The organism is Dyella terrae (assembly GCF_022394535.1).
Taxonomy (GTDB): domain Bacteria; phylum Pseudomonadota; class Gammaproteobacteria; order Xanthomonadales; family Rhodanobacteraceae; genus Dyella.
On the sequence record NZ_CP089414.1, the window covers coordinates 4746068 to 4768922 of the forward strand.

Consider the following 22855-nt stretch of genomic DNA (forward strand, 5'->3'; position numbering starts at 1 on the left):
AACCCGAAGAAAGGGCACCCCGGAATCGGCGCCTTCCGGGCCTTTGGCCCTCCAGGTACACGGTCGGGTTCCGGGCTTTTCGACGGGGCTCCTGCCCCGGCGAAAGGAATCGGCATCCATGCCGATTCCCCTGCGGGCCTTTTCTCCACCCGCCCGCCGCCTCATACGGGGACCTGGTAGATCAAAAGCCGCAAGCAGACGGCTCGTGCAGCTTCGCTGCACATCGCATTGCGGTAGGTCGCATTGCTCCGGCTCTAAGGCATAAGGCCAAGGTAGAAGAGCAAAGCCATGTCGCTAGATGGCGAGTTCTCCACAGCATTTGGGAAACGTAGCGCGAGCTCTATCTAGCTCCAGCGATCGGAAAGTGTAGCGAAGCCTGCTTCAAGTCCTCTCCGCATCAGCGCGATGTGCAGCTCTGCTGCACGAGCCGTTTGCTTGCAGCCTTTGATCTGCCGGGCCCCCTGTGCGGCGGTGAGGGGTGGACGACAAGGCCCGCAGGGGAATCGGCAGGGATGCCGATTCCTTTTCGCCAGGGCAGGAGGCCCTGTCGAAAAGCCCGGCCGCCCCTCACGAACTGGCCGGCTTCACCGGCCAGCGCCAAGCGGGGGTGCCCTTTCTTTGGGTTACTTTTCTTTACTCCGGGCATCCTGCCCTCCGCCCTTCGGGCCGGCTTCGCCGTTCGCACGCGCTCCTGCGCGTGCGTGGGCAAGCAAAGAAAAGTGACTCGGCCTCCGGCAGGAGGTCGAAAGCCCGCCGCAGGCGAGCCAGGTCGCGACTACGCGACAACCAAGCGAGAGCCAAAGTCACTGGACCCCTGCCTTCGCAGGGGTGACGGTTTCATCGAAACGATAAGGCGAGCACCCGACCTTTACCCCCTTTTCGGGGCTCACCCCAACCCTCTCCCCGAAAGGGAGAGGGAGCAACACCGCGCGCGACAAACCCCCATTGCGAAACCCCGCGACAACCTCCCGTCAACCGCCATCCCCCCCGTCACGCCCAATCTCCGACAGGCGTCAATAAAGCGCCGCCGCCCCACGTCACCCAGCGCAAACCCAGTCACACCAACGCCTCCCATTGATGGCACGCCGCTTGCTATCAACAGGCCATAGGGCGCCCGCGAGCGGGTAGCCAACGTCTGGACACTGATAGGGAAAGAGATTCGCATGGCTCAGAACGAGCAAGCAGAAAGCACGGCAGCGGCGCCGAAGAAAGGAACGAACAAGGTCGTCATCTTCATGGGCGTGGCCATGCTCGCCATGGCCGGCGTCACCGGTTATCTGGTGATGAATTCACGTAACGGCGGCCACGCCGCTGCGCAGGAAGAACCCAAGGTGGTGCTGTCCAAGCAGGAGCAGTACCTCACGATGGATCCGCCGTTTGTCGTCAACTTCAAGGACGACCAGTCCATGCGCTTCCTGCAGGTGGGTGTGAGCCTGATGTCGCATGACGCTGCTGCGCTGGCCGCTGCCAAGGACGCCGACCCGGTGATCCGCAATGCGCTGGTCATGCTGTTCAGCAGCCAGGACTACACCATCCTCAGCGACGCGGCCGGCAAGCAGAAGTTGCAGGCGCAGGCGTTGGACGCGGTGCGCAAGATTCTCGAGAAGCGCCTGGGTCGTCCGGGCGTGGAAGCGTTGTACTTCACCAGCTTCGTGATGCAGTAACGGAACCACGCCGATGAGCGACCTGCTTTCACAAGAAGAAATCGATGCCCTGCTGGACGGCGTGGAAGGTGGTGCCGTCGAAACGGGTAACGACGAGCCGTTGCCTCCCGATGCGGTGATTACGTACGACTTCACGCAGCAGGATCGCATCGTCCGTGGTCGCCTGCCGACGCTGGAGATGGTCAACGACCGTTTCGCGCGTTTCTTCCGCAGTGCGCTGTTCGGCGTGTTGCGCAAGACCTGTGAGGTATCGGTGCTCGGCGTGAAGATGGTCAAATTCGCTGAGTACGTGCACGCACTCACTGTGCCGAGCAACCTTAATCTGGTGCGCATCAAGCCGCTGCGCGGCACGGCGCTGGTGGTGATGGAGCCGCGTCTGGTCTTCACCGTCATCGACAATTTCTTCGGCGGCGATGGTCGCTTCCATGCGCGTATCGAAGGTCGCGATTTCACGCCGACTGAGAACCGCGTGATCCAGATCGTGCTGACCGAGCTGTTCGCTTCCATGGTGGAAGCCTGGGCGCCCGTGTTGCCGCTGAACTTCGAATACCTCAATTCGGAGATCAACCCGCAGTTCGCCAACATCGTCAGCCCCACCGAAACGGTGGTGGTGTCGAAGTTCCACATCGAACTCGATGGCGGTGGCGGTGAAATTCACCTGACCCTTCCGTACGCGATGGTCGAGCCGATCCGCACGCTGCTTGATGCCGGCGTGCAGAGCGACCGCGTCGATCGTGATCACCGTTGGGCCGAAACGCTGCAGGACGAAGTGATCGATGCCGAGGTGGAGCTGAGTTCGCTCTTGCTTGAAACCCGCCTGAGCATCGGCGAGTTCCTACGCCTTCGTCCGGGCGATGTGATTCCCATCCAACTGCCGGAGTTCAGCACGGTCTTCGCCGAGGACGTGCCGATCTTCCGCGGCATCTATGGCCAGAACAACGGCCGCACTGCTGTTCGCTTCCATGCACAGACCGGCCGCCGCGAAGTGCGCCTGTCGACTGAAACCACCCTGGAGATTGACCCCGCATGATCCCGCCCAATGACGCCGTCTTGGCCACCCAGCGCGTCGAGTTCGACCAGCTCAATGCCCCCGTAGGCGATGGTGCCGAAGTCAATCTCGACATGATCCTCGATGTACCGGTCACGCTTGCCATGGAAGTAGGCCGTACGCGCATCAGCATTCGCAACCTGCTGCAGCTCAACCAGGGCTCGGTGGTGGAACTGGATCGTTCCGCTGGCGAACCGCTGGACGTGTTCGTCAACGGCACGCTGGTGGCACACGGTGAAGTGGTGGTGATCAACGAACGTTTCGGTATCCGCCTCACCGACGTGATCAGCCCGGCCGAACGCGTTCGCAAGCTGCGGTGAGTCCGATGTTCCTTGCCATGGTCGTTCCTGTCGCCGCACCGGAGATCAATGTCGGCGGAGAACTGGCGCGCGTGCTGGTGAGCCTGGTCGGCATCATTGCGCTCATCTTTGTTGCCGGCTGGTTCAGTCGCCGGCTGCAGGCGCGCGCGACGCCGGGTGGCCGCCGCATGCGCTGCGTGGAAACCATGGCGGTGGGCGCACGCGATCGCCTGATGCTGGTCGAAGCGGACGGTAAGCGTTTGCTGATCGGCATGGGTCAGGGCGGCATGCGCACGTTGCACGTGTATGAGGGTGCGGCGCCTGCGCCGGAAGCCAATCCGCAACCGCCGATCACGCCGTTCGGCGATGTGCTGGCCCGTTGGAAGCGCAAGTGATGAAGTCGTTCCGCTGGATTCTCGTGGCCATCCTGCTGATGAGCCCGCTGTTGGCCTGGGCTGCCCCGGCCATGCCCACCATGCCTTCCATGCCGCAGATGCCCGCATCGGGCGCCGGCATTCCGGTGTTGACGGTGCAGAACGCGCCGGGCGGCGCGCAGAACTGGACGTTGTCGCTGCAGCTGCTGGCGCTGATGACGGTGCTCACGTTCTTGCCGGCCGTGTTGCTGATGATGACGTCGTTCACGCGCATCATGATCGTGCTGAGCTTTCTGCGTCAGGCGCTGGGCACACAGTCCACGCCGTCGAACCAGATCCTGCTTGGCCTGTCGCTGTTCCTGACGTTGTTCGTGATGTCGCCGGTGCTCAATCACGCCTATGCCGACGGCGTGAAGCCGTACATGGATGGCCAGATGTCCGCTGAGCAGGCCGTGCCGGCTGCGGCCGCGCCGTTCAAGCGCTTTATGTTGGATCAGACGCGCGAGGCGGATCTGCAGTTGTTCACGCACCTTGCCAATGAACAGCCCTATGCCAGCAAGGACGACGTGCCATTCCGCGTGGCGATGCCCGCGTTCGTCACCAGTGAGCTGAAGACCGCCTTCCAAATGGGCTTTCTGCTGTTTATCCCATTCCTGATCATCGACATGGTGGTGGCCAGCGTGCTGATGTCGATGGGCATGATGATGGTGTCGCCCACCATCATCTCGCTGCCGTTCAAGATCATGTTGTTTGTGTTGGTCGACGGCTGGACGTTGCTGTTGGGCACGTTGGCGGGGAGCTTCTACACATGAGCGCGGCATTGTTTCCGAGCACTCGCATGCCACCTCGCCGTCATCCCCGCGAAGGCGGGGATCCAGCGACTTTCATTTTCTATCGGTACACGGCAGTAAGTCACTGGATTCCCGCCTTCGCGGGAATGACGGATCAGGAAAGGTTTTCGCAAAAGCGCAGTGCGAGGCACGCCATGACGCCTGAATCCGTCATCGAGTTCGGCCAGCACGCGCTCTACGTCGCCATGATGGTGGCTGCGCCGCTGCTGCTTACGGCATTGGCGGTGGGCTTGATCATCGGCGTGGTCCAGGCCGCCACGCAGATCAACGAAATGACGCTCAGCTTCATCCCGAAAGTGATCGCCATGGCGGCGGTCGCGCTGATCGCAGGTCCGTGGATGCTGCGCACGCTGGTGCAGTTCACCCGGCAGTTGATCGAAAGCCTGCCCGGGGCGGTGAAATGACCACGGTGCAACTCGCCGAAATACAGGGGTTGATCGGCTCGCTGCTGTGGGCGATGGCCCGCGTCAGTGGCCTGTTCTTGATGGCCCCCGTGTTTGGCGACGCGGTGCTGCCGCAGCGTATTCGTCTCGCGTTGATGGTGATGCTCGCGTTTGTGCTGGCACCGTTGGCGCCGACCAGCATCAACCCGATGACGGCGGATGGCATCGCCACCTTGGTGAGCCAGCTGCTGATGGGTGCCGCCATCGGCTTTGTATTGAAACTCGCTTTCGAGGGCGTGTCGCTGGGCGGCCAGTTGGTGGGGCAGAGTATGAGCCTGGGTTTCGCCGAAACGGTGGACCCACGCGGCGGCGGCAGCTCGCCGGTGCTCAGCCAGTTCTACCTGCTGATGGTGACGCTGCTGTTCCTGGCCATGAACGGCCACCTGCAACTGATCTCGCTGTTGGCGGACAGCTTTCACACCTTGCCGCCGGGTCAGCCGGTGATCGGCACCAACGGCCTCTATGCGGTGGTGGCGTTCGCCACGCATCTGTTCGGTGGCGCCGTGCGCGTGGCGTTGCCGGCCATGACCGCGCTGCTGATGGTGAATATCGGTTTTGCCGCGATCAGTCGCGCGGCGCCGTCCATGAATCTGTTCGCGGTGGGTTTTCCCATCACGGTGACGCTGGGGTTCGTCGCGTTGTGGTTGTCGATGCACAGCGTGCCGGGCGCGTTCGAGTCGTTGCAGAACAGCGCGTGGACGCTGATGCACGAGCTGGCCGGCGGCTGAGGACGACGCCATGGCCGAGAAGGACGACGATCAGGAACGTACCGAACAACCTTCCGAAAAACGCCTGAAGGAATCGCGGGAGAAGGGCGACGTTCCACGATCGAGGGATCTGTCTGGCGCGGTGGTGGTGCTGGCGGGTGTGGCCGCGCTGATGAACGGCGGCGAGAGTTCGATGCTGCACGTGCGCCGCATCTACAGCCTGGGCCTGAGTTACGGGCGCGACGCGCTGTTCAGTGATCAGTTGCCAGGCCGTGTTCTGTCGATGGCCATGCACGAAGCGCTTTCGCTGTTCGCGCCGGTGGCGGTGGCGACAATGCTCGCCGCGCTGGCCGCGCCGCTGCTGCTGGGTGGCCTGAATTTCAGCGGTGAGGCATTGCAACCGAAGTTCGAGCGGCTTGACCCTATCGCCGGTCTTGGCCGCATTTTCGCCATGCGCGGCCTGGTGGAGCTGGCGAAGTCATTGTTGAAGCTGCTGCTGATCGGCGCCGTGTTGGTGATGGTGCTCAAGGGTTGGCAGACCGACCTGATGTCCACGGGTCGCGGCGAAGTGGGCGCGGGCACGCTGAAGGCGATGAGCCTGCTGGGCCACGGTGCGCTGTTGTTCGGTTCCATCCTGGCGCTGATCGGCGGCGCAGATGCGCTGTACCAGAAGTTCGATCACACCAAGCGCTTGCGCATGACGCGCCAGGAGCTGAAGGACGAGTCGAAGGAAAGCGAGGGCAACCCCGAGCTCAAGGCCCGTGTTCGCCAGATGCAGTTCCAGATGGCGCGCAAGCGCATGATGCAAGAGCTACCCAAGGCGGATGTGCTGGTGACTAACCCCAGCCACTTCGCCGTGGCGTTGCGCTACGACGACAGTCGCATGGGCGCGCCGCGCGTGATCGCCAAGGGCATGGACGAGCTGGCGCTGCAGATCCGCCTGGTCGCCGCCAGCCATCGCATTCCCGTGGTGGAGGCGCCGCCGTTGGCACGCGCTTTGTATGCCACCACTCAGCTCGACCGCGAGATTCCCTCCGCGCTCTACGTCGCCGTGGCGCAGGTGCTCGCGTACGTGTTCCAGCTCAAGCAGGCGATGTCGCGCGGCGAACAGCCGCCGACGGCGCCGCAACCCGATGTCGATCCGGACCTGATGGGTCCCTACAAGCTCTGATGGACTAGTGATGGCAAACGCTACCGCCCTTGGCACTCTCAAGACGCTCGGACGCCGGGGACTCGGCGCGCCGGTGATCATGCTCGCCGCGCTGGCGATGATGATGCTGCCGCTGCCGCCCTTCATCCTCGACATGCTCTTCAGCTTCAACATCGCGTTGTCGCTGGTGATCTTGCTGGCGGTGATCTACGTGATGCGTCCGCTGGAGTTCGCGGCGTTCCCGACCGTGGTGCTGATGGCGACGCTGTTGCGCCTGGCGCTCAATATCGCCTCGACCCGTGTGGTGCTGCTGCATGGCCACGACGGCCCCGGCGCGGCGGGCAAGGTGATCGAGGCGTTTGGTGAGTTCGTGATCGGCGGCAATTTCGCGGTGGGCCTGGTGGTGTTCGCCATCCTCACCATCATCAACTTTGTGGTGGTGACCAAGGGTGCCACGCGTGTGTACGAAGTGACCGCGCGCTTCACCTTGGATGCCATGCCCGGCAAGCAGATGGCCATCGACGCCGATCTCAATGCCGGTTTGCTCAACCAGGAGCAGGCACGCGAGCGTCGCCAGGAAGTGCGCGAGGAAGCGGATTTCTACGGCTCGATGGATGGTGCGTCGAAGTTCGTGCGCGGCGATGCCACCGCCGGCATCCTGATCCTGATCATCAATATCGTGGGCGGCTTCTTCGTCGGCGTGCTGCAGCACGGGTTGTCGGCGGGCGAAGCCGCCAAGACGTACACGCTGCTCACCATCGGTGACGGTCTGGTGGCGCAGGTGCCGTCGCTGATGCTGTCGATCGCGACGGCTGTCATCGTGACGCGCGTATCCAAGTCCACCGACATGGGCAAGCAGCTCGTCGGCCAGTTGTTCGGCCAGCCGCGCGCGCTTGCTGTGGCCGGTGTGGTGCTGGGTGTGATGGGCATGATCCCGGGCATGCCCAACATCGCCTTTCTGTTGCTGGGTGGCACCTGCGGTGGTGCGGCCTGGTTGATGGTGAAGCGCGACCGCGAGGCGCAAGAGCGCGTGACCAAGGCCGCCACGGAAGTGGCTGCGCCCGCCGCCGCGCCGACCGAACGCCTCGAGCTGGGTTGGGAAGACGTGGCCAGCGTCGATCCGCTGGGCCTGGAAGTCGGCTACCGCCTGATTCCACTGGTGGATACGCACCAAGGTGGCGAGCTGATGGGGCGCATCAAATCGGTGCGTCGCAAGCTGTCGCAGGAGCTTGGCTTTCTGGTGCCGGCGGTGCATATCCGCGACAACCTGGACCTGGGCCCCAACACGTATCGCATCACCCTGATGGGCGTGCCGATGGGCGAGTCGGAAGTGCACAACGATCGCCTGCTGGCGATCAACCCGGGCCGTGTGCAGGAAGGCCTGCAGGGCATTGCCACGCGCGATCCGGCATTTGGCCTGGAAGCCTTGTGGATCGAGTCCGGTCAGCGCGAGTTGGCGCAGAGCTTGGGCTACACCGTGGTCGATCCGGCGACGGTGATCGCCACGCATCTGTCGCACATCCTGCAGAGCCACGCGCACGAACTGCTCAGCCACCAGGACGTGCAGCAGCTGTTGGACCGTCTCGCCCAGACCGCGCCGAAGCTGGTGGAAGACCTGGTGCCCAAGCGCCTGTCGCTGGGCGTGGTGGTCAAGGTCATGCAGAACCTGCTGGCCGAGCGGGTGCCGATCCGCAACATGCGCTCCATTGTCGAATCCTTGGCGGAGCACGCGGGCCAGAGTCAGGATCCCGGCGCGCTCAGCGCGGCGGTGCGCGTGGCGCTGGGTCGACAGATCGTGCAGGAGATCTCGGGCCTGGGCACGGAGATCCCGGTTATTACGTTGGCGCCGGAGCTGGAGCAGATCCTGCTGGGATCGCTCGCAAACGGCGGCGTGGCGGGCGCTGCGGTGGAACCGGGCCTTGCCGACCGCTTGCAGCAGGGCGTTGCCGACGCCGCGCGCAAGCAGGAAATGAGCGGCGAACCGGCGGTTTTGCTGGTCGCGCCGCAGCTCCGTCCGTGGCTCGCGCGCTTCACCCGCCATGTGGCACAGAACCTGCACGTACTGGCCTACAACGAGGTGCCCGACAACCGCCGCGTGCGATTGGTGCAGGCACTGGGCCGTTAATTTCGAACAGATGAGCGAGGGACGAAGGATGCGTAGCGAGGGTGCAAAGACCGGGCTTTTGATGAGCGCAGCGAGCGTGACGCAAGGCTTGGCCATGCGGTCCCGTCATGCGCACCTCGCCCGCGTCTCGTGGAGCCAGAAGGCATGAAGATCAAGCGTTTCGTGGCCCCGGATATGCGTCAGGCCATGCGCGAAGTACGCGAAGACCAGGGCCCGGATGCGGTGATCCTGTCTACGCGCCGGATGGACGAGGGTATCGAGATTATCGCCGCCGTCGATTACGACGAGGCGTTGGTGCGCGAGGCCGCACGCCACGGCGCGCCGTTGGAAGTGGAGAACCGTGCGCCTGCCGTTGCGCCGGCGCCTGAAGCCCGTGCCGCTGCTACGCGACGTTCCGACGTCGCGCCGCCGCCGCTGCCGACGGCGAACCGTCGCGACGACGGAGGCGTGACGGTGTCGCTCTCTCGTCGTGCTGCTGCAGCGCGCGTGGAGCCGGTGCTGAGCAGCCGTGTCGCTGATGTTTCCGACTTACCGGTAGTCAAAGCTGTCGCGGAGATGTCCGCGCCCGTGGACGCCGCCGTGCCCGCAGCGGCTACCGATGTGCCGGCCACGCTGCATCCACTGCTCGAACGCGCCATGCAAGACACCGCGCGCGTCCGCGCCGAGCTGGGCAGCCTGCGCGACCTGCTGGAGACGCAGTTGTCCAGCCTGATCTGGAACGATATGGAGCGCCGTCAGCCGATGCGCGCTCGCGTGTTGCGCGAAATGACCCGCCTCGGTATTGAGCCGGACGTGGCGCGCCAATTGGTCGACGAACTGCCGGCGGATATCAATGCCGAACAGGCGCGTTACCTGCCGCTGGGCGTGTTGAGCCGCAGCTTGGCCATTGGTCCGCGGGACCATGCCGAGCGTCGCGGTGTCACCGCGCTGGTCGGCTCGACCGGCGTGGGCAAGACCACCACCATCGCCAAGCTGGCCGCACGCGCGGTGATGCGTCACGGCGCATCGCAAGTCGCGCTGGTCAGCACGGATCACTACCGCATCGGCGCGGCGGCGCAGTTGGAGCATTACGGCCGCCTGCTCGGCGTGCGTGTGTATCCCGCCTACGACGCCGACAGCCTGCGCCACGTGCTGGAACTGTTGCGTGGCCATCACACCGTATTGGTGGATACCGCCGGCCTGGCCGGTGGCGATCCGCGACTGGCCGAACAATTGGACGTGCTGCGCAATGGCGGCGACCTGCGCGCCTGCCTGGTACTCGCGGCGAACGCGCATGCATCGTCACTGGACGAGGCCGTACGCGCCTACCTGCCGGTGCAGCCCAACGCCTGCATCCTGACCAAGCTCGATGAGGCGCCGAGCCTCGGCGGTGCGCTGTCGGTGCTGATCCGGCATCGGCTGGCGCTGGACTATGTAACGGATGGCCAGCGTGTGCCGGAAGACATCGCCACGGCCGACGCGCGCGTGCTGGTGTGCCGTGCCGCGCAATCACTCAAGGGTAACGCTCCCGCGGATGACGCGGTGATGGCGGATCGTTTCGGACTGGCGGTGGCGAGCGCATGAACGGTGTTTTCGCAATGAATCAGGCGATGGGGCTGGAGAGCATGCTGCGTGCGCTGACCGAACGACAAGGACGACAGATGCCGGTGCAGGATCAGGCGTACGGACTCAGTGGCGCCGCGCCGCGCAAGCGCTGCCGCGCTATCGCAGTGGCCGGGGGCAAGGGCGGCGTCGGCAAGACCACGGTGTCAGTGAACTTAGGGATGGCGCTGGCGAAGGAGGGTCACAAGGTGATCCTGCTCGACGCGGACATGAGCCTGGCCAACATTGACGTGTTGCTAGGCCTTACGCCCACGCGCCACGTCGGCCACCTGCTCGATGGCACGTGCAGCATCGAAGACCTGCTGATGAACGCGCCGCATGGCTTGAAGGTGGTGCCGGCCGGTTCGGGCACGCGCCGCCTTGCGCAGTTGGGCTCGGGCGAGCACGCCGCGGTGATCCGCGCCTTCGACGACCTCGTGTCGCCGCCGGACTATCTGCTGGTGGATACGGCGGCGGGGCTTTCCGACAACGTGGCGATGTTCGCCGCCGCGGCGGATGACGTGGTGGTGGTGGTCTGCGACGAGCCGGCCTCACTGACCGATGCGTACGCCTTGCTCAAGGTACTGAGCCGGGACTTTGGCGTACGCCGCTTCCGTATGGTCGCGAACATGGTCCGCAACGTCGGCGAAGCCAAGCAGTTGCATCAGAAACTCGCAAGGGTTTGCGATCGCTTCCTCGACGTGGCGTTGGAGTTCATGGGCCATGTCCCGCACGACGAACGGCTCAAGCAGGCCATCAAGCGCCAGAGCGCGGTGGTGGATCTGTGGCCGTCGAGCCGCTCGGGGCTGGCATTCAAGCAATTGGCGGGTGCGGTCGATACATGGGGTGAACCCGAGCGACTGGGCCTGGATCGCATCGCCTTTTTCAGCAGGCAGGCCGCAGTAGCGACGGGGTGGTGACATGAGTGTGGCTTCCGAATATCTGCAACTGCAAAAGCAGAGTGCCGACGAACTGGTTCGCCAGCACGCTCCCCTGGTGCGAAGGATCGCCTATCACTTGATGGGCCGCCTGCCGCCCAGCGTGGACGTCAGCGACCTGATCCAGGCCGGCATGATCGGTTTGCTGGAGGCCGCGCGTAATTTCACCACCGGCAAAAATGCGAGCTTCGAAACGTTTGCGGGTATCCGCATCCGTGGCGCGATGCTCGATGAGTTGCGGCGTACCGACTGGACCCCACGGTCGGTGCATCGAAAAGTGCGCGAAATGGCGGAGGTCGTACGTCAGATTGAAATTGAAACCGGTGCGGATGCCGAGGACGTCGAAGTGATGCGGCGGCTGGGCATGGGCGCCGAGGAATATCACCAGGTGCTGGCGGACGCGGCGAGTGCGCGCTTGCTCAGCCTTTCCGCACCGGACGATGCGGATGGTGGCGCGGCGTTCGACGTGGCCGATGGCGACAGCCTGAGCCCCGCCGATAGCGTCGAGCACGAAGGTATGCGCGAGGCGTTGGTGGAGGCCATCGGTGGCCTGCCCGAACGCGAGCAGTTGGTGATGTCCCTGTATTACGAGGAAGAGCTGAACCTCAAGGAGATCGGCGCGGTGCTCGGGGTAACCGAGTCACGCGTCTGCCAGATCCACGGCCAGGCCATTGTGCGTCTACGGGCGCGCATGACCGGCTGGCATGAGGGGCAGGAAAGACAGGCAGGAAAACGAAAAGGGGCGAAGGGCGGATAACGAGGACGCACATCCCAACGGTCGCTGCGCCGTGAAGGGTCGAGCAAACGCTCGGTTGTTGCGCCCTCGCAACTTGTCCCTCGTCCCTGTTTCAACTCAAGTCATACACACGCGCAGCGGAGAAAGCGTTTGGACAAGAATATGAAGATCCTCGTGGTGGACGACTTCTCCACCATGCGGCGCATCGTTCGCAACCTGCTGGTCGAGCTGGGTTTCAGCAACGGGCTGATCCAGGAAGCCGACGACGGCGAGAACGCGCTCACCATGTTGCGCAACAACGCCTTCGACATGGTGGTGACCGACTGGAACATGCCCAATATGACGGGCATCGACCTGCTGCGCGCCATTCGCGCCGAGCCCGCGCTGAAGGGCCTGCCGGTGCTGATGGTGACCGCTGAGAACAACCGCGACCAGATCATCGCCGCCGCACAGGCAGGCGTGAACGGCTACATCGTCAAGCCGTTCACCGCCGTCACCCTGCAGGAAAAACTCGGCAAGATCTTCGAACGCCTGGCCGCCAGCGGAGCGAGCGCATGAACGCACAAGTTGCTCTGCTAGCCGGCGAAGCGATGCCGAAAGAACTTCACGACCTGCTGAACAGCCCCAATGGGGCCGCTTTCGAGCAGGCGCTCGATGTGCTGGTGCGCGAGCGCGAACAGCGTGTGTTCCGCGCGCTGGGTTTGCTTGCACGTGACCTGCACGATGCCGTGCGCCGCCTTGGCGGCGACCTGGCGCAGGAAGGCGTGCCGGGCAGCGTCGCCGATGCGCGCAAGCATCTGGAAGACGTGCTGGAAATGAGTTCGCAGGCCGCGCATCGGTCGCTCGATTTTGTCGAGCGTATGCGTCCGCAGGCTGAGTCGCTGGCCGAAAACGCGGGCGCAGTGATCGACGGTACGTCTGAAGGCGACGTGGCGCATGTGCTGGCAAAGCAGTCGCAGTCGTTCGCGAATGCGTGCCGCGACGGTCTTGCTGACTTCGTGGTGGCGCAGTCGTGGCAGGATCTTTCGGGCCAGCGCATCAAGAAGGTCGTGAACTTCATCGGCAGCGTCGAGAACTCGCTGCTGGAACTGGTGAGCCTTACCGGCGCGCTGGCGTCCGGCGAAGCGGCGGCGGGCCCGGTCAAGGTCACCAGCCAGGACGAAGCGGATCGCTTGTTGAGCGAATTCGGGTTCTGATCGATGGACCCTTCGTTTGACAGCGAGCTGCGCAACGATTTCCTGGTGGAAGCCGGGGAGCTCGTGCAGCGCCTGGGTGAGCAGTTGATTGGGCTGGAGGCAGCGCCGCGCGATGCCGATCTGTTGAACGCCGTGTTCCGTGCGTTCCACACGGTGAAGGGCGGCGCGGGCTTTCTTGCCATCGAGCCGATGGTGCAGCTGTGCCATCACGCCGAAGACCTGCTCAATGTGGCGCGCAACGGGCAGTTGCTGCTCGACGCCAACCGTATGGACGCGCTGCTGGAAGCGCTGGACCTGCTCAACGACATGATGGCGGCGCTGGCTGGCGGTAGCGCGATGGCGATGCCGCCGCGGGCGCTGCTGCAACGCTTGATGCCTGGCCCGGCCGCTGCGCCGGCAGCACCGCCGCCGAAGCCGGTGGCGCCGCCTCCGGCCGATGGCAGCATCGACGATTCCGAATTTGAAGCGCTACTCGACAGCCTTTACGGCACGGGTGGTGCGCCGGGCGCGCCAGCGGCGTCGCCGACGGCGTCCGGCAGCATCAGTGACGATGAGTTCGAAGCCCTGTTGGACAACCTGCATGGCTCAGGCTCTGCACCGGGCGCAACAGCAGTCGCGTTGCCGGCTGCCGTATCCGGAGCGATTTCTGACGACGAGTTCGAGTCGTTGCTGGACAATCTTCACGGCAAGGGCGGTATTCCCGGGACGAACGTTTCCGTACCGGTTGCTGCGCCAGTAGCCGCGCCCGCGGCTCCGGCGGCAAAGCACGCGGCGCCCGCACCTGAAAACACCGTTCGTGTGGACACGGCGCGCCTTGATGCGCTGGTTCATCGCGCCGGTGAGTTGGTGTTGGTGCGCAACCGATTGTTGAGCCTGGCGGCAAAGACCGGCGACGAAACGCTGGAGCTGGCTGCCAGCGAACTCGATCGCGTCGCCGATGCCTTGCAGAACGCCGTACTCGGCATGCGTATGCAGCCGGTGAGTCGACTGTTTCAGCGCTTTCCCCGCATCGTGCGCGACCTGTCGCGTCAGTTGGGCAAGGAAGTGGAACTGGTGCAGGAAGGTGAGGGCACCGACCTCGACCGCAGTCTGGTCGAAGCGTTGGCCGATCCCATGGTGCACCTGATCCGCAACGCGCTTGATCATGGCCTGGAAATGCCGGACGAGCGCGAGCGCGCCGGCAAGTCGCGCAAGGGTACGGTAACGCTGGGTGCGAGCCAGCGCGGTGAGCGCATCATCATCACCGTGTCCGACGACGGGCGCGGCATGAACCCCGAGATCCTGCGCCGCAAGGCGGTGGAAAAGGGTGTAATCGACGAGGCGCAGGCATCGCGCCTGTCCGAGAACGAATGCTACGAATTGATTTTCCGCCCCGGCTTCAGCACGGCGGCTACGGTCTCCGACATCTCCGGTCGCGGCGTGGGCATGGACGTGGTGAAGACGCGCGTGGTCGAGCTGGGCGGCACGCTGTCGGTGCGCTCGCAGCTTGGCAAGGGCAGCGCGCTGGAACTGGCCGTGCCGCTGACGCTGGCGATCCAGCGCGTGCTGATGGTGCGCGTGGGCGCGCGCCTGCTGGCGCTGCCGTTGAGCAACGTGGACGAAGTGTTCGAACTCGCCGCGGGTCAGCAACAACAACTCGATGGCCGCGCCGTGGCCTCGCACCGTGGTCGCGCGCTGGCGCTGGCGGATCTCGGCGGCTGGATCGGTGTGGATGGGCCTGCGGGACGCCACGTGGTGGTGCTGCATATCGGCCATATGCGTCTGGGCTGCCTGGTGCATGAGGTGCTGGGCCGTGAAGACGTGATGGTGAAACCGCTTGGCCCCCTGTTCGAAGGCGTGCCTGCTGTAGCAGGTGCGACCGTTACCGGCGATGGCCGTCTGGCGCTGGTGATGGATCTTGCCGGTTTGTCCGGCAGCGACGGCCAACTCCTCCCCAATCTTCGTGTAGCGACCTGACATGGACCTGGTAAGTCTCATCGGTACGATCCTGGCCTTCGTGGTCGTGATCGTCGGCACCATCCTCAAGGGTTCCAGCGTGGAAGCGCTGTGGAATCCCGCCGCGTTCGTCATCGTGTTTCTCGGCACCATCGCGGCGTTGCTGGTGCAGAACTCCGGCAAGGTGCTCAAACACGCCATTGCGATGTTCCCGCTGGTGTACAAGCCACCGCAGCACCAGCCATCGGACCTGATCAGCCGCATTGTCGGCTGGAGCGAAATCTCCCGCCGCCAAGGCTTGCTGGGCCTGGAGCCGCAGATCGATTCGGAAAACGACACCTTTACGCGCAAGGGCCTGCAGTTGCTGGTCGACGGCAGCGAGCCGGACGCCATCCGCGGTGTGCTGGAAGTGGAAGTGGGTGCGCGCGAACACCATGACCTTGTCGCCGCCAAGGTGTTCGAGAGTGCCGGCATCTTCTCGCCCACCATGGGCATCATCGGCGCCGTGATGGGCCTGATGGCGGTGATGCAGAACCTTGCCGACCCCAGCAAGCTCGGTCACGGCATCGCCGCCGCCTTCGTCGCCACCATCTACGGCGTGGCTCTGGCCAACTTGTGGATGTTGCCGATGGCTGCCCGCTTGAAGAGTTTGATCCATAAGCAGACGCAGATGCGCGAAATCCTGATCGAGGGACTGGTGTCGATCGCCGAAGGCGCGAACCCGCGCCAGATCGAAGCCAAGCTTCAGGGCTACCTCGCGTAACCGGGACGACGCATCGTGGCCAGGAAGAAAAAACATCACGAAGACCACGTCAATCATGAGGCATGGGCTATTCCCTACGCCGACCTGATGACGTTGCTGCTCGCCTTTTTCGTGGTGATGTACGCGGTGTCGGTGGTGAACGAAGGCAAGTACCGCGTGATGTCCAACTCCATCATCGAGGCGTTCAACGGCTCCAGCCACGTGATTGCTCCGATGCCGCAGACGCGCGCGCAGCCGCACAACGTCGATCCGGCTATCGCCTCGCCACAAACGCAGCCCGGCGCGGCGACCACGCCGGTGAGCGTGCCGATTCCTGCGCGCCCGCAGCTCGTCCGCGCGAGCGATATGCGTTCGGCGTCGCAGAGCGATGAAAGGCGCAACCTGGAAGTGATCCGAGATCAGGTGCAGCGCGCGTTGCAGCCGCTGATCGACAAGAAGATGGTAATCGTGCGCAAGACCACGTCGTGGTTGGAGATAGAGCTGCGCACCGACATCCTGTTCCAGAGCGGCGCCGCCAAGCTTTCACCGGAGGCGATGGATGCGCTGGACAACATGGCATCCATCCTCAAGCCGTTTCCCAATCCGGTGCGTGTCGAGGGCTACACGGACGATCGTCCGATCAACACCTCGCTGTATCCGTCGAACTGGAAGCTGTCCGCTGCGCGTGCAGCAAGCGTGGCGCGCTTGTTTTCGGAGCAGGGCGTGGAGCCTTCGCGCCTGGGCATCATGGGCTGGGGCGAATTCCGTCCTACTGCCGACAATGGAACCGAAGACGGCCGTAACCACAATCGACGCGTGCTTATCGTGGTGCTGAGCGAAGACAACGCGCCGAAGCGCTTCTACAACGATGCGCAGAACGCGGGTCAGTTGACGGTCGACAATGCCGCCGCACCGGCATCCGCCGCATCGGTTGCTGCGGCGGTGACGGCGCCTGTGCTGACGAGTGCGGCGCCCGCCGCGAACGTCCCTGGGGCGGTGCCAACCATCGAAGTGGTCGCGCCTCGGCCGATCGATGCTGTGCCGGTGAACAAGGTGATCCTGGCCCGACCCACGCACACCGCCCAACAGGACGGCGACGCCAAACCGGACCTGGCGCCGCAGGCCCCCATGCCCGATGTGGCTGCGGGCGCCATCACTGTCGGCGCCGCCCGCGTGACCTCGCCGGAACATGGTCCATGAATTGCATGCTTGAAGTACCGACCGTCAAGGTCACCACAGGGGAGTCGCTGCCATGACCCGGAACACTCAAGACTGGCTGTCTTTCCGCATCGGTGGGCAGATGTATGCCGCGCCCCTGACACAGGTAAGCGAAGTGCTCCGCGATGGCGAGCTGACGCCTGTGCCGGGTTCAGCTTCCGACCTGCTGGGTATCCGGCACCTGCGTGGCCGCATCGTGCCCGTACTGGATGGCCGTCGCCGCCTTGGCTTGTCCGAGGAAGGACGTGCCGATCCGTTCCAGGTGCGCCAGGTGATGCTTTCGTACGGCGTGCATCTGGTGGGCATCCGCGTGGACGCCATCGGGGACCTGTTGTCGGCCGCCGCCAATGACATCGCGCCGCCGCTGCCTGGCGGTTCAGCGCGCGATGACGATCCCGTGAACGGCGTATTGCCCTCGCAGGGCGGCTTTGTGGCACTTCTTGACGTACGCCGTCTATGTCGCCTGCCGCTGGAGCACGAAGCGGCCTGACCTTTCCGGCGCCGGTCGCGGCTATCCTTGCGACACCGGGGGCAACATGGTTGCCCCCGGTCCAGTCCATGGTGGAGAGGAGACCGGCCCATGTCGTCGCAAGACCCTGTATTGCCGGTTGCGTCGGCGAGTCAACGCGCGGTCGTCATCATCGCCGCGGCCTGCGTGCTGGCGCTGTTGTACTTCGGGCGAGAGGTGTTGGTCCCGATCGTTCTCGCACTGTTCCTCAGCCTGCTGATGGCGCCTTGGGTGCGCTTGTACCGGCGCATCGGTTTGGGACACACCACGTCAGTGCTTATCGCCGTGGTGGCGTTGGTCGTCGTGGTCAGCGGCCTGGCCACGATGATGGGTACGCAGGTGGTCCACGTGGCACGCAGCCTGCCGCAGTACGAGGTGACTATCCGCACCAAGGTGCAATCGCTGCGCGAAGAAACGCTTGGCCGATTGGATCTGCTGCAGGGTGAGTTGGGCAAGGTGATGGACAACACGGGGCAGGGCACGGCGCCTGCGCAGGCTGGCACGGCCGCATCGCCTTTCGTTGCGCCGCCTTACCTCACCAATGCCCCAGCCGAATCAAAGGCTGCCCAGTCATCCACCAAGGTTCCATCCACGCCGATCGGACTCGTCACTCGTTTGTTGTCCACTGCGTGGGTGCCGGTGGAAACCGCGGGCATCGTGCTGGTGGTGCTGATTTTTGTGCTGCTGGAGCACGAATCCTTACGTGATCGCTTCATCCGTTTGGCGGGTGGCACCGATCTGCGCGCGACGACGGCCGCTATCAACGATGCGGGTGAGCGATTGTCGCGTTTCTTCATTTCCACCTTCTCGGTCAATTTCAGCGTTGGCGTGGCGATCTGGCTCGGCCTGACGGTGATCGGCGTTCCTAGTGCGCCGCTGTGGGGAGCGCTAACGGCAGCGTTGCGTTTCGTGCCTTACATCGGCGTGTGGATGGTGGCGGCGCTGGTCTGCCTGTTCGCGGCAGCGGTGTCGCCCGGCTGGTCGCTGCTGGTGATGACGGTGGTGCTCTATCTCGTGGTGGAGATCGTGGTATCCCAGCTCATCGAGCCGTTTCTCTACGGACACACGACGGGTCTTTCGCCGCTGGCGGTGGTGGTGGCGGCCATCTTCTGGAGCTGGCTGTGGGGTCCGGTGGGTTTGCTGATGTCCACGCCGCTCACGCTGTGCCTGGTGGTGGCGGGACGCCACGTGAAAGCGCTGGACCTGCTCAACATTCTGCTGGGCGACGCGCCGGCGCTCACCATGCCGCAGCGCGTGTACCAGCGCGCATTGTCTGGCGACGCCGGGGAAATCATCAGCGAGGCACGCGAGTTACTGAAACGCAAAAGCTTCGCCGCTTACTGCGATGCCGTGTTGCTGCCAGCGCTGCAGCTGGCCCGTGTCGACCTTACCGCTGGCGCCATCAACGCCGCGCAGCAGACATCGGTGAAGCGGACCATCGTGACGGTGGTGGAAGCACTCGATAGTCACGAGAGCAAATGGACGCGGTGGCGCCGACGCGCCTCCGTGCTCGACGGCACAAGCATCGGTCGCAGCTTGCGACAGCACCGCGAAGATGCCTTTGGTCGCTGGCAAGGGCCATTGACCGTTCCTGCTGGCTCCGTGGTGTTGTGCCTGGGCCTGGGCTCGGTCGCCGACGATCTTGCCACCGAGCTGCTGACGCGCATTCTGCGCGACCTGCACATCGATGCCCGCCATCTGTCCATCGAGGATTTCACGTCGTTCGATGACGAGCCGCATCCCGATGCCACACCGGATGCCGTCTCGATGGTCTATCTGGTGAGCACCCTTCCCATCGTTGAGCGGGGTGTTTTCGGCGACGCCGTCGGCACGGTGCGCAGCAGCATTCCCGAGGCATGCATCGTCGGTGTGTTGTTCTCGGAGCCGTTGGTGACGACCGAAGCGGAGTTGCCCGTCAACGCTGACGTCAATGAGGTGGTCCGGTCACTGGAGCAGGCTGCGCAACAGGCGATTGCGCGCTTCCCCTCGGGAAGTGCCGCTGCAGCGTGAGCGCCAGGGCCTTTTAACGCTTGATCGGGAACTGCATGTTCAGACCGAAAAAGAGCTGGAAGTGCGGCACCGCGACACCTTCGCGCGCTACGGTGAACTGCGGTTCGGCAAAGAAGTTGTACGTGGTACCGGCGCTGTCGCGCCACACCTTGCCGGTACCGATGCCGATGGGAAGGTAGTGGGTGCCTGCGTGCAGATCCCAGTTCCATGTCGCCGTGCTTCGCAGATACCAGCCGCGCGGCAAGTTGTAGATGAAGAACGGTTGCGCTTGCAGGTTGTTCTGCGTGGGCCGGTTGCTTGAGCCGGCAAAGGAGTGTTGCCATGTCACCAGTCCGCCGACGAGCCCCCACGGCTGCGGTGATATGGCCAGCACCGCAAGTCCCCCCTGCCATTTACCCGTACCGGTGAGATCAGAGCCTGCGGTGGGCGCAGTCAATTGCGGACCTACACCCATCTCGAATGGCCCGGCCTTGAACAAGGCCACGTCGAAGACATTCAGGTCGCCCACGTTGGTGGTGCGGCCATTGGGTTGGATGCTCGGCGTGGTCGCCACCGGCAGGGTGGCGCGCAATAGTTGGGGCAAGCCGAACAGCTTGAGCGGCAGCGCGCCGCGCAGCAGGAACGCGTTGGCATCGGCTCCATTGGTGTTGTAGTAGCTGCCGGTGTAGTCGTCTTGCAGGTTCAGGGCTACGGAGGGTTGCAACGGGTTGTTGGCGGCGTTCATTTCGTCGCTGGACTGGGCATGTGCGAGCGGCGCGCTCAGCAGCATCGGCCATGCAAGGAAGGTCATGGTCTTTCTTGATATACGCATGGTCTCGATCCTTGGTATCCCACTCCATGATGGGTGCCTCGTCGAAGACATGTCATGCGTATTTCTACTTGCCTCTGCTGCGTAGATCTTCGCTTGTCCGTACGGGTACGGGAAGCCACGCTTTACCTCGCCAAAGCGCCCGCGCGGGCGGCTTTAGCCCTTTCCCTCCGTCTTAGCAGCTATCTTATGAAACGACTTCTATCCACATTTCTTTTGTTGGCTGCCACGGCGGCGGTACCTGCCTTCGCCACCGAGGGTGGTGTGGGTAAAGCGATTACCGGGCTTCAGGCAACCTCCTATGCGGGTCTGGTGCCACCAACGCCCGGCTGGAACTGGGAGGTTGGCTACGGCTACTACAGCGGCAGCATCGGTGCGTCGAAGGAAGTCCCGATTGCGGGTGGTGGTTCGGCATTAGGCGTCAAGGCCGAATTCCAGCTGGCGTCGTTCGTTGGCATGTACATCTGGAACACCAAGCCGTCATCGTGGAATTTCGCCTCGATGGTGGACGTGCCTTTCGCTTATGTGAACGTCAATGCCAACGCGCGCCTCGGGCCGTTTTCCGCCAGCAAGACCGACAGCGCGACAGGCCTTTACGACGCAAGCTTCGCACCGGTGATTGCTAGCCACCATTTCAGTCAGACGCAGCACATGTCGCTGGCGCTGTACATCGAAGCGCCCACGGGAAGCTATACCAAGGGTGCGCTCGCCAATGACAGCCTCAACGTTTGGGTGTTCTCCCCCACGATCGGCTATACGCAGTTGTTCGATAAGGGCTCGTTGGAGTGGAGCACGACCAGTGCGGTGGACTTCTACACGAAGGACAACGCGACGAACTATCAGAACGGCGCGGTCTTCCGCATCGACTCACTGTTGGTGAAGCGTTTTCCAACGGGCTGGGGTGTCGGCGCCGTGGGTGGATGGATCTACCAGTTGGAGAAGGATTCCGGCCCGCTGGCCGACCGCTTGGATGGCTTCAAAGGGCATTCACTGGCCATTGGCCCCATGGTGAATTATCTGAAGAAGTGGCAGGGCGGCCAGGTCGAGTTCTCTCTGCGCTGGCTGCACGAGTTCGATGTCCAGAATCGTACTCAGGGCAATCCGGCGATGCTCTCGGCAACCATTTCACTCTAACGTGTCAGATATGAAAGTTGACGAAGGCCGCCTTGGGGCGGCCTTCGTCGTTTTCGGCTCAGGCATGGCCGCCGACGTAGCGTCGGCAATGATCCAGATAGTCGCGCTCGTGCATCGAGAGTAGACCGGTGACGGCTTGCCACAACCATGATGGGGCATCGAGCGTGCGTGAATGATTGCGCTTTAGCTCCTGGCACCACGATTTGCGCGCGGCGGCATCCATTTGCCGTGCATGCGCGCGACCGACAACATGCGCGAGAAAGGCTGCCACGCGTCGCGCCTGCTTCTGTCGCAAGCGCGCGATGTCGATCTTCAGGTCCTGCGGTAGCAGCTCGCGGACGAATACGGGCTTGTCGAGCAGGCGCGCTGGCCGCATGCGATTTCCCAGTGCAGGAGAGAGGTGTTGCGCGGCAAGCACGACGCGCTCGGCGGGATCGCGCGGCATGCGCACATTCGTTGCGCGCGGTGCGATAGATGCCGTCGCCTCCTTGATATCGATCAGGCAAAGGTCGTCGCCTTCCACCACATTACCGTCCACATCAAGTAATACGGCGTAGCGTAGTTTTCCGAGCGAGCTGCAGCCTTTACGCCAGTACGCGGCATCGAGCACGTTCACCTTGCCCTGGGGTTCGCGATGGCGAAGTTGCGTGGCGAGTTCGTCGAGCTGTTGTTCGCGGAAGATCGACTGAATCGCTTTGCGTTCTTTGAGCGTGAGGGGCCAGAACTCCTTGCCCAACGGGAGCTCGAGTTGCATGCCGGCCAGGCGTTCACGCGCCAGCGATTTCCAGTTGCGCTGCACGGCCTGCTTCATCACCAGCTTGATCACGCCGGGCATCGTTGGTTCGTCATCATCCGTTTCCGGGAAGGCTGCCTCATAGCCGTCGAGCATGGCTTCCATCATGTTGGCGGTGATGATGCCCGGCAGGTCCGAGCCGCGTGCGGACATGGCGAGTGAAAGCGCAAGACGCACGAGGTCGTGCGCTGGATTGCCGATCACGCTCTGGTCGAAGTCGCGAATCTGGATCTTCACCTTGCCGCGATCGTCAGCGACGGGGCCGATATTGCCGATATGGCAGTCGCCGCAGATCCAGATGGCGGGTCCCGCGGGAAGATGGGGCGCCGCGCGCGAATCAAGCCATTCGTAGAACTGCGCCGTGTTGCCGCGCACATAGGCGTGGGCGGACCGCGCCATCTTGGTGTTGCGGCGCTCGATCAGCGCGCCTTGTCGTTTCGAGGGCGATACAGCGGCATTCTTTGGACGGGCCATAAGCAGCTCCGTAGGGACGAAAACCACTCTCGCGGATCAAGGATGAAGGACATGTCATGTTCTTCGCGCGGGTAGCGCCGCGAAAAACGGGCGTTCAGCGTCGGTGCTCGATCGCAGGCTG

The 22855-nt window shown here is 63.7% G+C and carries 22 protein-coding genes; 20 read left to right on the plus strand and 2 right to left on the minus strand.

Going from position 1 to position 22855, the window contains the following annotated elements; translation table 11 throughout:
• The first annotated feature begins 1163 nt into the window (after positions 1–1163).
• From DYST_RS20905 to DYST_RS20995, 19 genes are all read left to right on the plus strand, one after another.
• Positions 1164–1664, plus strand: coding sequence for a flagellar basal body-associated FliL family protein (locus DYST_RS20905; RefSeq protein WP_102303799.1), 501 nt, complete (start codon positions 1164–1166; stop codon positions 1662–1664).
• 13 nt (positions 1665–1677) lie between these two features.
• Positions 1678–2694, plus strand: coding sequence for a flagellar motor switch protein FliM (fliM, locus tag DYST_RS20910; protein ID WP_102303800.1), 1017 nt, complete (start codon positions 1678–1680; stop codon positions 2692–2694).
• Complete coding sequence (gene fliN, locus DYST_RS20915; protein ID WP_102303801.1) at positions 2691–3032, plus strand: flagellar motor switch protein FliN; 342 nt, start codon at positions 2691–2693, stop codon at positions 3030–3032. The genes fliM and fliN overlap by 4 nt, the downstream gene beginning before the upstream one ends.
• A 5-nt stretch (positions 3033–3037) precedes the next feature.
• Positions 3038–3406 carry a flagellar biosynthetic protein FliO gene (fliO, locus tag DYST_RS20920; RefSeq protein ID WP_239948104.1) on the plus strand — a complete coding sequence of 123 codons (369 nt, stop codon included), beginning with the start codon at positions 3038–3040 and terminating at the stop codon, positions 3404–3406.
• Entirely contained in the window at positions 3406–4197 is a 792-nt protein-coding gene (gene fliP, locus DYST_RS20925; protein ID WP_102303802.1) for a flagellar type III secretion system pore protein FliP, read from the plus strand. The genes fliO and fliP overlap by 1 nt, the downstream gene beginning before the upstream one ends.
• Positions 4198–4370: 173 nt before the next feature.
• A complete protein-coding gene (gene fliQ / locus DYST_RS20930; RefSeq protein ID WP_019466569.1) occupies positions 4371–4640 on the plus strand; it encodes a flagellar biosynthesis protein FliQ in 270 nt (89 codons plus the stop codon).
• Positions 4637–5407, plus strand: a complete 771-nt coding sequence (fliR, locus tag DYST_RS20935) for a flagellar biosynthetic protein FliR (RefSeq protein WP_239948106.1) — start codon at positions 4637–4639, stop codon at positions 5405–5407. The genes fliQ and fliR overlap by 4 nt, the downstream gene beginning before the upstream one ends.
• 10 nt (positions 5408–5417) lie before the next feature.
• Positions 5418–6557, plus strand: a complete 1140-nt coding sequence (gene flhB / locus DYST_RS20940) for a flagellar biosynthesis protein FlhB (protein WP_239948108.1) — start codon at positions 5418–5420, stop codon at positions 6555–6557.
• A 10-nt stretch (positions 6558–6567) separates the two neighbouring features.
• Positions 6568–8661: a flagellar biosynthesis protein FlhA gene (flhA, locus tag DYST_RS20945; RefSeq protein WP_239948109.1), complete on the plus strand. Its 2094-nt coding sequence runs from the start codon at positions 6568–6570 to the stop codon at positions 8659–8661.
• 144 nt (positions 8662–8805) lie between these two features.
• Positions 8806–10224: a flagellar biosynthesis protein FlhF gene (gene flhF / locus DYST_RS20950; protein WP_239948111.1), complete on the plus strand. Its 1419-nt coding sequence runs from the start codon at positions 8806–8808 to the stop codon at positions 10222–10224.
• Positions 10221–11162 carry a P-loop NTPase gene (locus DYST_RS20955; RefSeq protein WP_428993933.1) on the plus strand — a complete coding sequence of 314 codons (942 nt, stop codon included), beginning with the start codon at positions 10221–10223 and terminating at the stop codon, positions 11160–11162. Before flhF ends, DYST_RS20955 begins: the two co-directional genes overlap by 4 nt.
• A 1-nt stretch (position 11163) precedes the next feature.
• Positions 11164–11937 (plus strand): RNA polymerase sigma factor FliA, encoded by a 774-nt coding sequence (locus tag DYST_RS20960; RefSeq protein ID WP_102303808.1) that lies wholly within the window; start codon positions 11164–11166, stop codon positions 11935–11937.
• A gap of 129 nt (positions 11938–12066) precedes the next feature.
• Entirely contained in the window at positions 12067–12474 is a 408-nt protein-coding gene (cheY, locus tag DYST_RS20965; RefSeq protein WP_102303809.1) for a chemotaxis response regulator CheY, read from the plus strand.
• A complete protein-coding gene (locus tag DYST_RS20970) occupies positions 12471–13112 on the plus strand; it encodes a protein phosphatase CheZ (RefSeq protein ID WP_199040834.1) in 642 nt (213 codons plus the stop codon). Before cheY ends, DYST_RS20970 begins: the two co-directional genes overlap by 4 nt.
• A gap of 3 nt (positions 13113–13115) precedes the next feature.
• Positions 13116–15068: a chemotaxis protein CheA gene (locus tag DYST_RS20975; protein WP_239948113.1), complete on the plus strand. Its 1953-nt coding sequence runs from the start codon at positions 13116–13118 to the stop codon at positions 15066–15068.
• Position 15069: 1 nt separating this feature from the next.
• Positions 15070–15810 (plus strand): flagellar motor protein, encoded by a 741-nt coding sequence (locus DYST_RS20980; RefSeq protein WP_102303812.1) that lies wholly within the window; start codon positions 15070–15072, stop codon positions 15808–15810.
• Positions 15811–15825: 15 nt separating this feature from the next.
• A complete protein-coding gene (gene motD / locus DYST_RS20985) occupies positions 15826–16989 on the plus strand; it encodes a flagellar motor protein MotD (RefSeq protein WP_239948115.1) in 1164 nt (387 codons plus the stop codon).
• A gap of 52 nt (positions 16990–17041) precedes the next feature.
• Positions 17042–17497 (plus strand): chemotaxis protein CheW, encoded by a 456-nt coding sequence (locus DYST_RS20990; protein WP_102303814.1) that lies wholly within the window; start codon positions 17042–17044, stop codon positions 17495–17497.
• Between the two features lie 90 nt (positions 17498–17587).
• The gene (locus DYST_RS20995; RefSeq protein WP_239948117.1) at positions 17588–19525 is read left to right on the plus strand and encodes an AI-2E family transporter; all 1938 of its coding nucleotides are present in this window, start codon (positions 17588–17590) and stop codon (positions 19523–19525) included.
• A 13-nt stretch (positions 19526–19538) separates the two neighbouring features.
• Here the strand turns inward: DYST_RS20995 and DYST_RS21000 are convergent, their stop codons facing one another.
• Positions 19539–20336, minus strand: a complete 798-nt coding sequence (locus DYST_RS21000) for a hypothetical protein (RefSeq protein WP_239948126.1) — start codon at positions 20334–20336, stop codon at positions 19539–19541.
• Positions 20337–20522: 186 nt separating this feature from the next.
• Here DYST_RS21000 and DYST_RS21005 point away from each other — a divergent pair, with 186 nt between their 5' ends.
• Positions 20523–21467, plus strand: a complete 945-nt coding sequence (locus DYST_RS21005) for a SphA family protein (protein WP_239948128.1) — start codon at positions 20523–20525, stop codon at positions 21465–21467.
• Between the two features lie 58 nt (positions 21468–21525).
• Here DYST_RS21005 and DYST_RS21010 read toward each other — a convergent pair whose 3' ends face one another.
• Positions 21526–22734, minus strand: coding sequence for a DUF2252 family protein (locus DYST_RS21010; protein WP_239948130.1), 1209 nt, complete (start codon positions 22732–22734; stop codon positions 21526–21528).
• Positions 22735–22855: the final 121 nt, after the last annotated feature.

Bases quoted from the DNA above. Each gene is read 5' to 3' on its own strand.
- fliO (WP_239948104.1), top strand. From the start codon at position 3,038: ATGTTCCTTGCCATGGTCGTTCCTGTCGCCGCACCGGAGATCAATGTC.
- flhF (WP_239948111.1), top strand. From the start codon at position 8,806: ATGAAGATCAAGCGTTTCGTGGCCCCGGATATGCGTCAGGCCATGCGC.
- fliM (WP_102303800.1), top strand. From the start codon at position 1,678: ATGAGCGACCTGCTTTCACAAGAAGAAATCGATGCCCTGCTGGACGGC.
- DYST_RS21000 (WP_239948126.1), bottom strand. From the start codon at position 20,336: ATGCGTATATCAAGAAAGACCATGACCTTCCTTGCATGGCCGATGCTG.
- DYST_RS20955 (WP_428993933.1), top strand. From the start codon at position 10,221: ATGAACGGTGTTTTCGCAATGAATCAGGCGATGGGGCTGGAGAGCATG.
- DYST_RS20905 (WP_102303799.1), top strand. From the start codon at position 1,164: ATGGCTCAGAACGAGCAAGCAGAAAGCACGGCAGCGGCGCCGAAGAAA.
- flhB (WP_239948108.1), top strand. From the start codon at position 5,418: ATGGCCGAGAAGGACGACGATCAGGAACGTACCGAACAACCTTCCGAA.
- DYST_RS20970 (WP_199040834.1), top strand. From the start codon at position 12,471: ATGAACGCACAAGTTGCTCTGCTAGCCGGCGAAGCGATGCCGAAAGAA.
- fliP (WP_102303802.1), top strand. From the start codon at position 3,406: ATGAAGTCGTTCCGCTGGATTCTCGTGGCCATCCTGCTGATGAGCCCG.
- DYST_RS20995 (WP_239948117.1), top strand. From the start codon at position 17,588: ATGTCGTCGCAAGACCCTGTATTGCCGGTTGCGTCGGCGAGTCAACGC.
- DYST_RS21010 (WP_239948130.1), bottom strand. From the start codon at position 22,734: ATGGCCCGTCCAAAGAATGCCGCTGTATCGCCCTCGAAACGACAAGGC.
- fliR (WP_239948106.1), top strand. From the start codon at position 4,637: ATGACCACGGTGCAACTCGCCGAAATACAGGGGTTGATCGGCTCGCTG.
- fliN (WP_102303801.1), top strand. From the start codon at position 2,691: ATGATCCCGCCCAATGACGCCGTCTTGGCCACCCAGCGCGTCGAGTTC.
- DYST_RS20980 (WP_102303812.1), top strand. From the start codon at position 15,070: ATGGACCTGGTAAGTCTCATCGGTACGATCCTGGCCTTCGTGGTCGTG.
- DYST_RS21005 (WP_239948128.1), top strand. From the start codon at position 20,523: ATGAAACGACTTCTATCCACATTTCTTTTGTTGGCTGCCACGGCGGCG.
- fliQ (WP_019466569.1), top strand. From the start codon at position 4,371: ATGACGCCTGAATCCGTCATCGAGTTCGGCCAGCACGCGCTCTACGTC.
- DYST_RS20975 (WP_239948113.1), top strand. From the start codon at position 13,116: ATGGACCCTTCGTTTGACAGCGAGCTGCGCAACGATTTCCTGGTGGAA.
- DYST_RS20960 (WP_102303808.1), top strand. From the start codon at position 11,164: ATGAGTGTGGCTTCCGAATATCTGCAACTGCAAAAGCAGAGTGCCGAC.
- flhA (WP_239948109.1), top strand. From the start codon at position 6,568: ATGGCAAACGCTACCGCCCTTGGCACTCTCAAGACGCTCGGACGCCGG.
- DYST_RS20990 (WP_102303814.1), top strand. From the start codon at position 17,042: ATGACCCGGAACACTCAAGACTGGCTGTCTTTCCGCATCGGTGGGCAG.